A 15609-nucleotide genomic window follows, 5' to 3' on the forward strand; every position below is an offset into this window, starting at 1 on the left:
ATATTATGTCTGATCTAAATATAAATGAGCAGAACGAGCATCACCAGAACGACGAAGCGGAACTAGACCGTCTCGAATCGAACCTAGAGAACGACGGAGATCGCAACCCTAAGATCCCGACGACGAGGGGATCACTCGTGGCATGGATAATAACCGCGGCGGTAGTCGGGCTTATCGCGATCATTGGGGTTGCGTGGATCGTTAGTAAGAACTCCGCCAGCGGCGACAAAGCGGCCACTGAGGAACATAAAGAAGAGCCGGGACATTCTGAGGACGAGAAGGGCAAGGAAGTAAAACTCGATCCTGAAATGCTCACATCTGCCGGTATCGTAACGGAATCAGTAACCCAGCGACCTGCCATTGCCAGATTGATGGTAACGGGTGCTGTCGAGTTGAATCCTGAGACAACCGAAATGGCGACGGCACTGGTTGGCGGTCGGATCGAAAAAGTTTTCTACGGTGTTGGTGACAATGTTCAGAAGGGAGCAGTGCTTGCCGTTATTTCGAGTCCGCAGCTTGCTCAAATGCACGGCAAAATGCACGAGGCTAAGACGAAATATGAACTGGCCCAACGCAACCTTTCACGTGTTCAGAAAGCTGAGAACCGCGTTGCAGTATTGCAGGCGAAAGCCCGGCTGGATGAAGCCGACGCTACCTTGAAAAGGACAAAGCGGCTGATCGAGCTCGGTGCCGGAGCCGGAAAAGATCTAATGACAGCCGAGACCGCGTACAGAACCGCCAAAGCAGATTTCGATTTTCAATCCAATATCGCTCTAAATAAAGAATTACAGGAATCACAGGCGGAGGTTGAAACCGCCAGGGTTGATCTCAAACACATAGAGGACGAATTACGTTCGCTCGGCGTTCCTGTCGAATCGAACAAAACGGACGATCATCGTAGCGATACGTCGCTCGTTTCCTTAAGATCCCCACTTTCCGGTGTCGTCACCGAAAGAAAATTCAATGCCGGTGCAGGTATCGAAGCGGCAGTTCCCATATTTTCTATTTCAAATCTCGGCACTGTTTATGTCATCGCAAATGTTCCTGAAGCGAACATGGCGAGGCTCCGGGTTGGTTCCGTTGCGGAGATCACGTCGCCTGCTATCGGCACGGTCAGCGGACGCGTGTCATACATTGATCCGCAGTTGGACGAGACAACTAGAACCGGACGTGTTCGGCTTGAGGTTCCAAATGTCCAGGGTAAATTACGGGCTGGTATGTTCGCTGAGGTTGGTTTTTACACGGGAACAAATGAAGCTACGGGCGAGGAACTAGTTGTGCCTTCGGCCGCAGTACAGCGAACGGGGGACAAAACGATAGTGTTTGTTCCACGCGACGATGAACCGGGTGCATTTGAGGTCCGAGAGATCGAGGCCGGAGCCGATATCAACGGCTACACGAAAGTCATCGAAGGCCTAAAACTCGGGGAAAAGGTCACCACGAAGGGCAGCTTTACATTAAAGACGCAGCTCGAAAAAGGAGCGTTGGGAGACGATCACTAAAAATATGATCAACGCATTAATTCGATTTTCCATTGCTCAGAAGCTGATAGTTCTTCTGCTCGTCGCGATCATGGCGGCCGCCGGGGCTTACAGTCTTATTAATCTACCGATCGACGCCGTGCCTGATGTCACCAATGTTCAGGTTCAGGTTTTGACCAACGCTCCAAGTCTTGCACCGCTGGAGATCGAACGCCAGATCACCTTTCCGATCGAAGTTGCGATGTCGGGCATACCGGGCGTCGAAGAAATTCGTTCGGTTTCGAAGTTCGGCATATCGAACGTAACCATCGTTTTCGAAGAGTCGACCGATATCTATTTCGCACGCCAGCTAATTCTCGAACGCATGGCGACCGCTCGCGAGAATATTCCGCCGAGCATCGGTTCGCCCGAAATGGGGCCAATAGCTACCGGCCTGGGCGAGATCTACCAGTACGAAGTTCGAGCGGAACCCGGAAGCAATTATACGGCGACGGATCTCAGGACGATTCACGACTGGAATATTCGCCGACAGTTGATGGGCGTTCCGGGTGTGACGGAAGTTAATTCGCACGGCGGCTACGGCAAACAGTACGAAGTCCGTCTGTCACCCGAAAAACTGCAATCATATGGATTGACGCTAAGCGATGTTCACGATGCGGTCATGGCAAATAATGGTACGGTCGGCGGAGGCTACATCGCGAAAGGGGCCGAGCAGTATCTGCTGCGTGGTGTCGGACTCGTCGAAAGATGGATGACATTACGAATATCGTGGTCAAAACCGGCAAAGAAGGCGTTCCCGTCTTTGTGCGTGATCTTGGGGAAGTAGTAGAAGGTCAAAGCATTCGTCAAGGTGCGGTTTCCACAAATGGCGAGGGCGAGATCGTGTCTGGTATGGCGATCATGCTGAAAGGCGAGAACTCGCGAGTTGTGGCTGAAAGAGTCAAGGCAAAGATCGATGAGATCAAGACGACTCTGCCGAAGGGCGTGACCATCGAACCATTTTATGACCGAACCTCGTTAGTTAAACGCGCGATCTGGACAGTTGAAAAGAATCTGCTAGAAGGTGCAGCGTTGGTGATCTTTGTGTTGCTCCTTTTGCTTGGCAACTGGCGTGGCGCTTTGCTTGTCGCGACTATCATTCCATTATCGATGTTGTTTGCCGCGATATTGATGCGAGCTTTCAATGTATCGGGGAACCTGATGAGTTTGGGGGCATTGGATTTTGGGTTGATCGTTGACGGAGCCGTCGTCATGGTCGAGAACGTGGTTCGCCGCCGCGCCGAGGCACAGCACGAGAAATCACGAGAGCCACCGGAACGCACTATCCTCGAAGCCTGTCTCGAAGTCGCGCGTCCAGTAGTGTTCGCCGTGGCAATCATCGGTATCGTTTATCTTCCGATCCTTAGTCTTCGGGGAATCGAGGGCAAGATGTTCGTTCCAATGGCTTTGACTGTGATCTTCGCGCTTCTCGGATCTCTTCTGCTCTCGCTGACCTACGTTCCGGCAATGTTGGCCTTGACGCTAAAGGGCAATGTTTCAGAATCGGAGAGTTTTCTTATTCGTTGGGCGAAACAAATCTACAGGCCATCGCTCGCATTTGTGATGAAGTTTCGGGCACAGGTTTTGGCGATTGCGGTTACGGTCGTTGTGATCTCTGGAATCATTTTCCCATATCTTGGCGGCGAATTTATTCCGCGTCTCGATGAAGGCGATATTTTGGTCGAAGCAATAAGTTTGCCAAGTGTTTCTCTCGATCAGTCAATGGTCATGACGACTGCCGTTGAAAAATCACTCAAGGTCTACCCAGAGGTCAAGACAATCGTATCGAAGTGCGGAGCACCAGCAGTAGCGACGGATTCAATGAGTTTGAATCAGTGCGATGTATTCGTGATGCTCAATCCGATCGAAGAATGGAAGTCAGGCTGGTCGAAAGAAAAGCTGATCGAGGAGATGTCTAAAAAGCTCGAAGCCGAAGTCCCAGGTGCGGCATCTTTTGGTTTCATGCAGCCGATCGAGATGCGCGTCAACGAACTTATCGCCGGAACACGAGGCGACGTTGCGATCAAGCTCTTTGGCGACGATCTACAGGTACTAGCCGACAAGGGCGAAGAGATCGAAAAGGTTTTAGCAACAATACAGGGTGCGGAAGAAACAAAGGTGGAGGTTACGACGGGTTTGCCTCAATTGCAGATCAAGCCGGACCGTGCGGCCATTGCACGATACGGGATCAATGTCGAAGATGTCAACGAACTGGTCGAAGCGATCTTTGCCGGGAAGAAGGCGGGCGAGGTTTTCGAAGGCGAGCAACGTTTTGACATTGTTCTGCGTTTGAACGAAGACGCGAGCAAATCTGTCGAGTCGGTTCGAGCGTTGATCCTAACCGCTCCAAATGGGCAACGCGTGCCCCTCGCACAAGTTGCCGATATCGCACTTGTCGAAGGGGCCGCACAAATATCTCGTGAAGCAACGCGGCGCCGGATCGTCGTATCGACTAATGTCCGTCAACGCGACATTGCAAGTTTCGTAACCGAAGCAAAAGAAAAGATCGGTAAGGAAGTGACACTTCCGCCCGGATATTATTTGCAATGGGGCGGAGCTTTCGAAAACCTCGAGCGGGCGACTAGTCGATTGCTGATAGTGGTGCCGATTGCATTGTTTTTGATCTTTGTGATGTTGTTCTCGACGTTCGGCTCGGCAAAGCAGGCGCTAATGATCTATACCGGAATTCCGTTTGCGATCGTTGGTGGCGTTGTGGCGTTGGCCTTGCGGGGAATGCCATTTTCGATTTCCGCAGGCGTTGGGTTTATCGCATTATTTGGCGTTGCCGTTCTAAACGGTGTTGTGATGGTCAGTTTCATCAACCATCTCCGCGAAGAAGGAAAATCGGTGCTCGACGCCGTTAACGACGGGGCCATGACGCGATTGCGTCCGGTACTTATGACGGCTCTGGTTGCCAGCCTCGGGTTTATTCCGATGGCGTTAGCAACTTCGGCGGGGGCGGAAGTTCAGCGGCCGCTTGCCACAGTTGTGATTGGCGGACTCATAACATCAACACTGTTGACTCTATTGATCTTGCCGACGCTTTACGCATGGTTTGAGAAGGATGTCGAGGGAGAGTTCACGGAGGGATAAAATGATGATGAAACTAATTATCGCGATAGTGCGGCCGTTCACGGTTGAGAAGATCGTAAATGCGTTTGAGGACATTGAGGGCTTTCCGGGAATGACGGTGATCGATTCCGAAGGTTTCGGCCAGCGGTTGCGAACTTCTGCCTATGACGCGCTAGATCCGTTCAAGCCAAACAAACGGATCGAGGTAGCGGCGAGCGAGGAAATGGTTGAGGCGATAGTCGCGGCCATCAGGCACAACGCTCACACGGGGAAGAAGGGAGACGGCATCATAACCGTTGTTCCCATTGAATCGGTTACGTTGATCTAATCAACGGAATTTATGTCGTCTGCGAACCCAGTTCACATGCTCATCGGAGCGGTCATCGGAACGTCCTTGATCTTCGGACTGACCTGGCTGATGCTCTTCCTGAATAAACGCGGATTCAAGACGCACCCGAGCGAGAAAAGGTTAAGCCGGTACAAGCGGCTGGGACAAGCAAAGGCGGAGAAAAGACGAAGAAATCGAAGGTACAGATTCTAGGTACGAAATATGGGACACGGACACACACACCAAGTATCGGCGGCGGGCAGAAACAAAAAGCCATTGATGATGGTCTTTTGCCTGACGTTCTTCTATTTGATCGTTGAGGTAATTGGCGGGTTTTGGACGGGAAGTCTAGCGTTGTTAGCCGATGCCGGGCATATGCTGACGGATGTTGCGGGCGTCGGTTTGGCGTTACTCGCTATTTGGTTTGCAGAAAAACCAGCATCACCGGAACGAACGTATGGCTATTACCGTGTCGAAATACTCGCGGCTCTTACTAACGCAGTAGTTTTGATCTTCATATCGCTCTACATTCTTTACGAAGCATACGAACGATTCAAAAACCCGCCCGAAGTGCAAAGTGCCGGAATGCTCGCGGTCGCATCCGTTGGCCTTGTGATAAACATTGCCGGAGTCTTTATTTTGCGTTCCGGCTCAAAGGAAAGCCTGAATATGAAGGGAGCATATTTCGAGGTTTTGTCGGATATGCTCACGTCTGTCGGGGTGATAATCGCCGGAATAATCATGCTCACGACCGGATGGTATTATGCCGATCCGTTAATTTCCGCGGGAATCGGCCTGTTTATCTTGCCGCGAACGTGGACGTTACTGAAAGATGCCGTTGCTGTCTTGCTGGAAGGTACGCCGTCTGACGTAAACATTGCGAACGTGCGAGACAAACTTTCAAAGATCGAAGGCGTTGCCGAGATTCACGACCTTCACGTATGGTCGCTTACCTCGGGCGTAAATGCCTTAAGCGTCCACGCCGTGCTTGCCGAGGGAGCCGAACATGACGATGTTCTGAAACGCGTTCACGATTCATGCACGAGCGAATTTAAGATCGCGCACGTAACCGCCCAAACAGAACGCGAGGGCTTTGCGTGTCACGAGACACACATATAAGAATGCAATGGAACAAGAAGCAGACTTTTTTCATGTTTTTACTCAACATCAACTTATAATTTTCGTAGGTGCGAGTTTACTGATTATTGCCATGTCAATTGGTATAGGTATTCTTATCGGTAAGCGGTCAGAGAGGCGTTCGAAGGGAGGTTCAAAATGAAAACCGATAACAATCAAATGTTGGCAACCGCCATTTCTCAGGAGTTAGCATTGGCCGAATCGCTTATTGAAGGCGGCGACTTGAATTTAGCCTTTCATCACCTCGAACGAGCTCACGTTCTAGGTCAAGCTTCGACATACCAGCACACGCGTATCCATTGGCGAATGTTCAAGCTCGCGATCAAACAGGGTTCGCCCCGCGAGATTTGGGGACAGATCGTTCGTCTTATCGGAGCTTCGACAAAGACGCCGCTCGGTATCTATCCGACCGGGAACACAGGCGGCTCGAATGTATGGTTTTTTAAGTCGATGTCCATTCCCCGCGATTTACAGGCGATTATTGAACATGGTAAGAAGGAGGCTATTGAACAGTAAAGTTGAGAGTTCTATTGACATGTCCAAGTCACCGGGAGTATGTTCGAAGATGATGGTGAGACGTCTCACAATGTTATTCCTGTTCTTGGCACTCGCCTCCGGCGTCGTGTCAGGTACGTCGCTTCACGCGTCGAATGACAAGATGATGAAGTGCTGCGACAAGGCCAAGAGCAAGGATGGCTCGCCAGCAGCCACTTCGGCCGGTTTATGCTGTGCAGTTAATTGCTCGGAGTCAGCACCAACCTCTTCTTTTAGTTACTCGCCATCAAGCTCAACTATTACAAGGTCCGTTGTAGAGCAAATAGTCGCGTTGTTCCCAACAACGAGGGCTAAAACGCCAGATGCTTCGCCCTACCTTCCTCGGATTCTTCCGCAGACTTTACAACCCAAATATATCCAACACCACTCGTTGTTGATCTAGTTACTGAGGAGCAGTGCGCCTTTTTTTCAGGCGAACGTGCGCCTTTTTGCGCTATTTCAATTTCGGCCATCGGTGCGCCTTTCGGAATAAAGGGCCGCCGAAATAACTCTAGCTCTAGGAGACAACTATATGAGAAAGACTGTTTTATTTATTGGTTCAATCACACTCTTTGCGTTGATCGTATTTACCGCGGCTTGCGGTTCAGAAACGCCAAAGCCTACCGCTGAAAACCCGATCCCCGGTAAAGCTATAAAAAGCGGCCCGGCGGGAAACAACCTTACCGCGACGATTTCAAACTCGGACGGAACGTTAAAGAAAGGTTCGCAGGAATTCATGCTTACATTCACCGATGCGTCGGGAAAACCGGTCGATGTTGGTTCCGTTGCGTTGAACTATCGAATGGCAGCAATGGGCAGCATGGCCGAGATGAATAACGGATCCGCCTTTACGACAACCGGAACTCCGGGCGTCTATAAGGGCAAAGTTGATATCGAAATGGCTGGTGAATGGCAGGCCCAGATAACGTATGAAGGCCCGGCCGGAAAAGGAGCATTTTCGTTGCCCGTCAGAGCGAAGTAAGCAGGGATGATACATAAGCTCATCGAGTGGTCGTTAAATAATCGCGGACTGATAATCGTGTTTTATATCGGTGTCGCTGCCGCTGGTTATTGGGCCTTGCTGCGCACGCCGATCGACGCGATTCCCGACCTTTCGGATAATCAGGTAATTGTTTTTACAGATTGGACAGGACGCTCGCCGCAGGAGGTTGAAGACCAGGTGACTTATCCGCTTGTCACAAATCTCCAGGGGCTTCCCGGTGTGCGCGTAATCCGTGCAAACTCGGCTTTCAGTTTCTCGATGATAAACATCATCTTTGAGGACAACGTGGATCTTTACTGGGCGCGAACGAGAGTTTTGGAGCGTCTCAATTTGGTTACAAAACAGTTGCCCGAAGGTGTCGTCCCGACACTCGGCCCCGATGCGACAGGGGTCGGGCAGGTATTTTGGTACACGATTGAATCCGATTCGATGAATTTGCGTGACCTCCGCTCAGTTCAGGATTGGTACGTGCGCTATCAGCTCAATTCCGTTCCGGGCGTTGCTGAGGTTGCGTCGGTCGGCGGTTACGTTCAGCAATATCAGATCGACATCGACCCGAATAAACTGCGTGGCGTCAACATTCCGATTTCCACCGTCGTCGAGGCGGTGCAGAAATCAAACAATAACGTTGGCGGCAATGTCGTCGAACAGGGCGGACAGTGGGCGGTCGTTCGGGGAATCGGATTGATCGGCTCGGTGGAAGATGTCGAAAACATAATGATCGGCTCGTCAAACGGCACGCCGATCTTTGTCAAAAACGTGGCCGAAGTAAAGCTAGGCAACGCATTTCGCACCGGAGCACTCGACAAGAACGGTAAGGAATCCGTTGGCGGCGTGGTGATCGCTCGTTATGGTGTCAACACACTCGAAGTTATCGAGGGAGTTAAACAAAAGATCGAAGCTTTACAGGCCGGACTACCCGCGGGAGTTCGCATTGTGCCGTTTTATGACCGCACACAGCTTATCAATCAAGCAACCGGTACTCTCAAGCGAACGCTTGTCGAAGAGTTGCTCCTGGTTACCCTTGCTCACATCATTTTTCTTGCACATTTTCGCTCGATTTTGATCGTCACGATTCCGCTGCCGCTGGCGGTCCTGATGTCGTTTCTCTTCATGTATTTCATGGGCATCAGTTCAAATCTGATGTCGCTCTCGGGAATTGCCATCGCTATCGGCGTTCTTGTCGACGCGGGAATTGTCGTCACGGAAAACGCCTTTCGGTTTATGGAGATAAGGAAGATTGACCCGAAAGACCGCAAGGCGGTGTGGGAGGTTGTTCTCGAATCGACAAAACTTGTCGGGCGCCCCGTTTTCTTTTCGATGGCGATCATTATTCTAGCCTTTATTCCGGTATTTGCCCTGATCGGTCAGGAAGGAAAGCTCTTTCATCCGCTTGCCTTTACAAAAACATTTGCCATGGCCGGGGCGACGATCCTCGCCGTGACGCTCGTGCCGGTACTCTGCACATTTCTGATCGGTGGAAAAGTTCATTCGGAGGGAGCCAATCCAGTTATGCGTTTCTTGCGGCGGCTTTATGAACCGACGCTGCTTCTGGCGCTCAAGCATCGGGTTTTGGCTATCTGTTCGGCTCTCGTCCTGTTTCTCGGAGCGATCATCCTGGCGATGGGCATCGGCAACGAGTTTATGCCGCCTCTTAACGAAGGCGACGTGATGTACATGCCCATTACCGACCCGTCGATCTCAATTGATGAGGCGAGCAAGATAATGAGCAAACAGGGCGAGATGCTTAAAGAATTTCCAGAGGTCGAAACGGCGGTCGGCAAAGCCGGACGAGCCGAGACCTCGACCGATCCGGCGCCGACGAATATGAATGAGACGCTCATCCATCTCAAACCGCAGGATCAGTGGCGGCCGGGATTGACCCGCGAGGATCTGATCAGCGAAATGGATGAAAAGCTGCGGATGCCAGGCGTTACAAATATTTGGACGCAGCCGATCATTAACCGCATCGAGATGCTTTCAACAGGAATACGAACTCAGGTCGGCATCAAGATTTTCGGTAACGATCTGAAACAGCTCGAAACGCTTTCGCGTCAGGTCGCGGAGTCGGTCAAGAAAGTTCGCGGCGCCGTCGATGTCTATCCCGAACAGATCGGCGGCTCACCCTATATCGATATTAAGATCGATCGTCCGGCCGCCGCACGATACGGAATCGACGTTTCGGTAATTCAAGACACGATTGAAAAAGGCATCGGCGAAACGAATCTTTCCGTAACGGTCGAGGGACGCCGCCGTTTCCCAGTCCGCGTACGTTATGCCAAAGAATTTCGAAATACGCCTCAGGCGCTCGGTCAGATACCAATCGCTATGTCCAATGGCGGCTCGGTCCCGCTCTCACAAGTTGCTGAAATTCGTTCGGTCGAAGGCGCGACTATGATCCAAAGCGAAAATGGTTTACTTCGCGGCACGGTACTTTTGAATGTTCGCGGCCGCGATGTCGGCAGCTTTGTCGATGAGGCGAAGGAAAAGATAAAAGAAGTTGAACTGCCGACGGGATATTACATCGCATGGAGCGGCCAATACGAGAATCAGCAGCGTGCGAAGAGCCGTTTGTTCTTTGTCGTCCCGATTGTACTGTTGATCATCTTCGGTTTGCTCTATCTCACGTACCACTCGGGAGTTGACGCCGCGCACGTTTTGATGGCGGTACCGTTCGCTTTAACCGGAGGCGTCTATCTTGTCTGGCTTCTCGGCTACAACTTTTCGGTTGCGGTTTGGGTCGGCTTTATCGCTTTGTTTGGCACTGCGGTCCAGACGGCGGTAGTCATGGTTATCTATCTAAATGAGTCTGTTGAGAACCGGCGAAATGAATTGGGAAGACAGTTAACGTCCAGAGAACTCATGCAAGCGGTCATCGACGGAGCTCTGCTACGTTTGCGGCCGAAGGTAATGACAGTAACCACGGTGGTCGTCGGGCTATTACCGATCATGTGGAGCACGAGCTCAGGTTCCGAGGTAATGAAGCCGCTAGCCGCTCCCGTTCTGGGCGGAATGGTATCGAGTCTATTGCACGTCCTGATCATTACGCCAGTAATCTTCTATTGGCTTCGGGAACGAGAACTAAAGAAAGAAGTTTGATTGAACAAAAAAGGAGCTTTTATGAAAACAATTGAGAAATATGCTTTGGGTCTATTCCTGACAGCCATCGCTATCGTGGCGATGAACGCTCAGTCACAGGCTCAGGCCAAGTCCACAAAACCAAAATTGCAAACCGCACGGGTGTTGATCAACGACCAAGGTTACTCGCGAACCAGCATCAATCTTCGCCGCGGAGTGCCGACGCGGATAACATTCTTACGGCAGACCGAAGAAACGTGCGCAACCGAGGTTGTAATCGCCGACTATGGCATTAGACGTTCGCTCCCTTTGAATGTTCCGGTTGCCGTCAGCTTCACGCCAAAACGATCAGGTGAGGTCACCTTTACGTGCGGAATGAACATGATGAGAGGCAAATTGATCGTTTCATAATGTCAGAACAGCTCGACAAATTAGTCTTTATTTTGGTTTTGATGCTGCTGCCTGGCGGTGTATTTGGGCAGGCCCCGACAACGGCCCCAACGCCAGATACTACTGTCCGTTATCTCGATCAAATTGCCGGAGTAACCGCGGATCAGGCCGTTGTACTCGCACTCGAAAACAATGCCGAGATACTGGCGGTACGAAAAGAGGTCGAAGCAGCAAGAGCAATGGTCAAGCAGTCGAAGCTGCGTCCTAATCCCACGCTCAATGCAACCGGCGCTCGGCAGTTGGGCGGCATGGACAATAACCAGATGGCCGAAGTAATGCTGCCGCTCGAACTCGGTGGGCGACGTTCCGCGCGTATCGCTGTTGCACAGAAGGAACTGGAAGCTCGTGAGTTTGACCTTACAAATAGAGAACGGCTTCTTGCCGCCGATGTCCGGATCAAGTTCGGCGAAGCTGTAGCCTCAATCAAGAAAATTAACGTTACCGAAAGGACATTGACCGCAGCCAGACAAGGTTACGACCTTGTGGCGGCGAGAGTGACGGAGGGCAAGATTGCGCCGCTCGAACAAAACATCTTTCTCGTTGAGGTCAACCGGTTGCAGTCGATCCGCGAAACCGCCGAAGGAAAGGTCGAAACGGCGATGTTTGAGCTTCGCAATATGATCGGAATGAGGCCCGATGAACCTCTGCGGCTGCGAGGTGACTTCACAAGCCTCATCCAAACCTTGCCTTCGCTGATTGATTCCACGAACGACGGGTTGATCCAGAGACCTGATCTTCAGGGTGCGCGTGCGGTAAGGCAGTTGGCTGAGGCGAAGATCGAACAAGCAAGAGCCGAAGGCAGAGCCGATGCGAGCGTGAAGAGCGGCTACCAAAGGATGAATTCTGGATTTCCGGTCAGCGGGTTCGATGATCGAGGGTTATTACGACCCGTCCAAGACGTCTTTCACTTCTTCACATTCGGCGTCGAAATCACTCTGCCCGTCCGAAATCGGAATCAGGGTGCGATCGAGGCTGCTGTTTTCGAACGCGATGCTGCCCAGAGTCGCGTAGAGTTCGGTGAATTGACGATCCGTCGCGAAGTAGCGTCTACATTTGCGAGATACAACCGTGCGGCCCGTTCGCTATCGATATTTCAAAATGGTGTTCGGGACCAGGCGAATGCGAACCTACAGGTCATTTGGCAAACGTACGAGCTGGGGTCGAGAACCCTGCTCGATTACATTGCCGAGCAGCGCAGGTTTCTGGATGTGGAAAATGAATTGGTTGATAGGGAACTCGAAACCTACATCGCGAATGTTGAGATACTAAAGGCTGTCAATGCGCCGCAACTTACAAAGAAATGAGAGAAGAAATCAACGAAGATATTGTCGACGGCGTTGAACCGGGCAAAGTAGCTGCATCGACTCCAAATCGGAAACCTCTATACGTAGCGTCCGGGGCGGTGGGGATTGTTCTCCTCGGTGCGCTGGGATTCTGGTATTTGAGCACTAGTGAAGGTGGAAAGGCCGTCCCGCCGCCGCGAAGTGTTTCATTTGGTGACAATACCAGCACAGAACCCTCGCAGACCGCAAGCGAAGAGACAATAACAATCCCGGAAGACCAGTTGGAAAAGATTGGCTTGAAGATCGAGACTGTTGGTGAAACGCTTTCGGGCGAGGCGATGTCGCTATCAGCTACGGGAGTCGTCCAGCCAAACGCCTACAAAGAAACCCCCGTTATCTCACTCCTTGGAGGCGTGGTTCGAAAAGTGAGTGCGGAGCTTGGGAGCAGCGTCGGTCGAGGCCAGACTGTCGCAGTTATATTCAGTAATGAACTCGCCGCCGCTCAATCGCGGTATCTCGCGTTGCAAACGGAAGCTCAAACTGCGAGCCAGAATTACGACCGGACCGCGAAACTGGTCAGAATCAGCCCGGTTAGTAACACAGAACTGGATCAAGCTCTGGCTGCATTAACCACAGCGGAGGCCGAACTCGAAGAGCATCACAAACACCACGCACGAACCACGAAACTACTCGAAATTGGCGCGGCCAGCCGTGAAGAATTCGAGATGGCGACGACCCGGCTGAGAACGTCGGAAGCCAACGTCACTGCTGCAAAGAATCGATACGCACGTGCAGTTCAGGTAGCCGAGATCAATCCGGTCAGCCGAAGCGAGTTCGAGCAGGCCGCAGTCAAAAGGCAGACCGCCGAATCCGATCTTGCTACGGCAAGGCAAAGGCTTCAGCTATTTGGTCTTTCCTCGCAAAAGGTAAACTCGCTCCGCGCTCCTTCGCAAATCACGTCTGAGATCGCATTAACTGCTCCCGTTTCTGGAACAGTCACAAAACGCAGTATCAACGAGGGAGAGGTCGTCGAAGCGAACAAGGAACTGATGCGCGTGACGAACCTTTCCAGCGTCTGGGTAATTGCTCAGGTTTATGAAAAGGACTTCGGGCTTCTCCGCGAAGGAAGCGGTGCGAGTGTGACTTCGAATGCATTTCCCGGCCAAGTGTTTCGCGGTCATGTTACATACATCGATCCGAACATCGTGCCCGAAACCCGCACCGCTCAGGTCCGGATCGAGCTCGATAATCCGGGTCAAGTTTTGAAAGTCGGTATGTATGTAAACGTGGCCTTTGGATCAATGGGAACGGCTGAGCGCACAATGCCGACAATACCGGTCGCTGCCGTTCAAAATATGAACGACAAACAGGTCGTTTTCGTTACGACTGGAAAGCCGAACGTCTTCATTGTAAGGCCCGTGAGACTCGGATCGGAGAATCAAGGAGTCTTCCTGGTTCTCGAAGGTTTGAACGTCGGCGATAAGATTGCAACCGAAGGAAGTTTTCTTTTGAGAGCAGAATTTCTCAAGCAAAATCTGGAGCATTGATAATATGAAATCACAGTGGGAAAATGTTTATCAAACGAAAGGCCGGGATCAGGTTAGCTGGTTTCGTCAACATCTCGACACATCGCTGCAAATGATAAAAAGCACGGGAATTGGTAAAGATTCCTCTATTATCGACGTGGGAGGCGGCAACTCAAATCTCGTTGACGATCTTTTGATTCAGGGCTTTTGCGATGTTTCAGTTTTGGATATTTCCGGCAAGGCTATTGCGGACAGCAGGGATCGACTTGGCAACCAGTCAATTAAGGCTAATTGGATAGAGGCTGATATAACGGAGGTTGATCTACCCAAAAATGAATTTGACCTTTGGCACGACCGGGCAGTTTTTCATTTCCTAACCGATGCTGACGATCGACGCAAATATGTTGAACTCGTCCTGAGTTCACTAAAACCAGGCGGTCATATCATCGTGGCATCTTTTAGTCTTGATGGCCCCCAAAAATGCAGCGGGCTTTATGTTATGCGATACAGTCCTGAAACGATGCACGACGAATTTGGCGGGTCATTCGAGCTTGTTGAGAGCATTGCCGAAGTACATGAAACGCCTTTCGGCTCGACCCAGGACTTTGTTTATTGTTATTGCCGCAAGATCTGAAATCTGCAGAGCGGAGTTAAACGGCTCTTAGCTGGCTATTCGCACTTGTGAATACGCGGAAGGCGGAGCGCAGGAAAAGGCAAACCAATGCAAGGGCGATGATGATGTCGGGCCAGCCCGACTGAAAGAACCAAACCGCGCTGGCAGCGACAAAGACCGAGACGTTCGAAGCAATATCGTTACGCGAACATTCCCACACCGAACTCATATTCACATCGTCTGTCTTGTGACGCGTAAGCAGATAAAGGCATATCGAATTCCCGACGAGGGCAAGCAAACTAACCACGCCCATGATTTCAAAAATAGGAACGGTCGGAACCACCAGTTTGTAGATCACTTGTCCGAGCACAACGAGCGCCGCTAGAAGGATCAAACCGCCTTTGAATAAAGCGACCTGAGCCTTAGCCTGCGATGATTTATAGACAACGTAAAGGCTCAGCCCGTACGTCATCGCATCGCCAAGATTGTCCAGCGAATCCGACAACAACGCGCTCGAACCCGCATAAATGCCCGCACCGATTCCAGCCACAAACATCGCGACGTTTATACCAAGCACGATCTTCAACGTCGAACTCTGCCTCTCCCGCAAAGCCTCTATCGCACAATCATCTTCACAACAAGCCATAACGACACCAATTTCAGAATAGGTCAATACCCAAACGTTATCAACGAGAGCAGCATCATTACCGCTCAGAACGGATCCGATTAGCGTTACAGAACCTTATCGAAGCCGCTCGGGGAAAAGTCCTATCAAGCCTCGCCAGTGTAAATCGCTCCAATAAAAAAAATAGCGGATGGCAGCTGCTAGAATATGTTATTATTCTGCGTGGGAAACAAGGCGGCATTTTTGTTTTTTTTGCCTAGATTGCATGCGATCGAAACTCTGATACGGTTAGTTGACTTGGTTGCAGGTTGGTTGCAGCGTTCCTGATCATGGCTGATTAGTGTTGAATCGAGATGGCTGTAAGTTGCTGATTCTAAGAGCTTTTGAGCACTTTTGACAAATTATACAAACCTACCTAAATCGCTTGGGGTGCGAGAGGT

11 protein-coding genes and 1 pseudogene are annotated in these 15609 nt (G+C 51.2%); 11 read left to right on the forward strand and 1 reads right to left on the reverse strand.

The genetic code is table 11. The annotated features are described in order from the left end of the window. The first annotated feature begins 5 nt into the window (after positions 1 to 5). The 11 genes and pseudogenes from IPQ00_17710 to IPQ00_17760 all read left to right on the forward strand — a co-directional run bounded on the left by IPQ00_17710 (position 6) and on the right by IPQ00_17760 (position 14565). Positions 6 to 1502 (forward strand): efflux RND transporter periplasmic adaptor subunit, encoded by a 1497-nt coding sequence (locus IPQ00_17710; GenBank protein MBL0242404.1) that lies wholly within the window; start codon positions 6 to 8, stop codon positions 1500 to 1502. 4 nt (positions 1503 to 1506) lie between these two features. Beyond that, positions 1507 to 4613: pseudogene (locus IPQ00_17715) on the forward strand (efflux RND transporter permease subunit). 1 nt (position 4614) lies between these two features. Further along, positions 4615 to 4920 carry a P-II family nitrogen regulator gene (locus IPQ00_17720; GenBank protein MBL0242405.1) on the forward strand — a complete coding sequence of 102 codons (306 nt, stop codon included), beginning with the start codon at positions 4615 to 4617 and terminating at the stop codon, positions 4918 to 4920. A gap of 222 nt (positions 4921 to 5142) precedes the next feature. Beyond that, on the forward strand, positions 5143 to 6039 hold the full coding sequence (locus tag IPQ00_17725; GenBank protein MBL0242406.1) for a cation transporter: 897 nt from the start codon (positions 5143 to 5145) through the stop codon (positions 6037 to 6039). Between the two features lie 156 nt (positions 6040 to 6195). Then, on the forward strand, positions 6196 to 6573 hold the full coding sequence (locus IPQ00_17730) for a DUF3703 domain-containing protein (GenBank protein ID MBL0242407.1): 378 nt from the start codon (positions 6196 to 6198) through the stop codon (positions 6571 to 6573). 550 nt (positions 6574 to 7123) lie between these two features. Beyond that, on the forward strand, positions 7124 to 7573 hold the full coding sequence (locus IPQ00_17735) for a FixH family protein (GenBank protein ID MBL0242408.1): 450 nt from the start codon (positions 7124 to 7126) through the stop codon (positions 7571 to 7573). A gap of 6 nt (positions 7574 to 7579) precedes the next feature. Further along, positions 7580 to 10693 (forward strand): efflux RND transporter permease subunit, encoded by a 3114-nt coding sequence (locus tag IPQ00_17740; protein ID MBL0242409.1) that lies wholly within the window; start codon positions 7580 to 7582, stop codon positions 10691 to 10693. Between the two features lie 21 nt (positions 10694 to 10714). Beyond that, a complete protein-coding gene (locus tag IPQ00_17745; GenBank protein ID MBL0242410.1) occupies positions 10715 to 11083 on the forward strand; it encodes a cupredoxin domain-containing protein in 369 nt (122 codons plus the stop codon). Beyond that, positions 11083 to 12426: a TolC family protein gene (locus tag IPQ00_17750; GenBank protein MBL0242411.1), complete on the forward strand. Its 1344-nt coding sequence runs from the start codon at positions 11083 to 11085 to the stop codon at positions 12424 to 12426. The genes IPQ00_17745 and IPQ00_17750 overlap by 1 nt, the downstream gene beginning before the upstream one ends. Beyond that, entirely contained in the window at positions 12423 to 13952 is a 1530-nt protein-coding gene (locus tag IPQ00_17755; GenBank protein MBL0242412.1) for an efflux RND transporter periplasmic adaptor subunit, read from the forward strand. Before IPQ00_17750 ends, IPQ00_17755 begins: the two co-directional genes overlap by 4 nt. A gap of 4 nt (positions 13953 to 13956) precedes the next feature. Next, entirely contained in the window at positions 13957 to 14565 is a 609-nt protein-coding gene (locus IPQ00_17760; GenBank protein ID MBL0242413.1) for a class I SAM-dependent methyltransferase, read from the forward strand. 16 nt (positions 14566 to 14581) lie between these two features. On the opposite strand, the gene IPQ00_17765 is transcribed toward IPQ00_17760, so the two are convergent. Beyond that, positions 14582 to 15190, reverse strand: a complete 609-nt coding sequence (locus tag IPQ00_17765) for a cation transporter (GenBank protein ID MBL0242414.1) — start codon at positions 15188 to 15190, stop codon at positions 14582 to 14584. Between the last annotated feature and the right edge of the window lie 419 nt (positions 15191 to 15609).

It is taken from the genome of Chloracidobacterium sp., from assembly GCA_016720705.1.
GTDB lineage: Bacteria > Acidobacteriota > Blastocatellia > Pyrinomonadales > Pyrinomonadaceae > OLB17.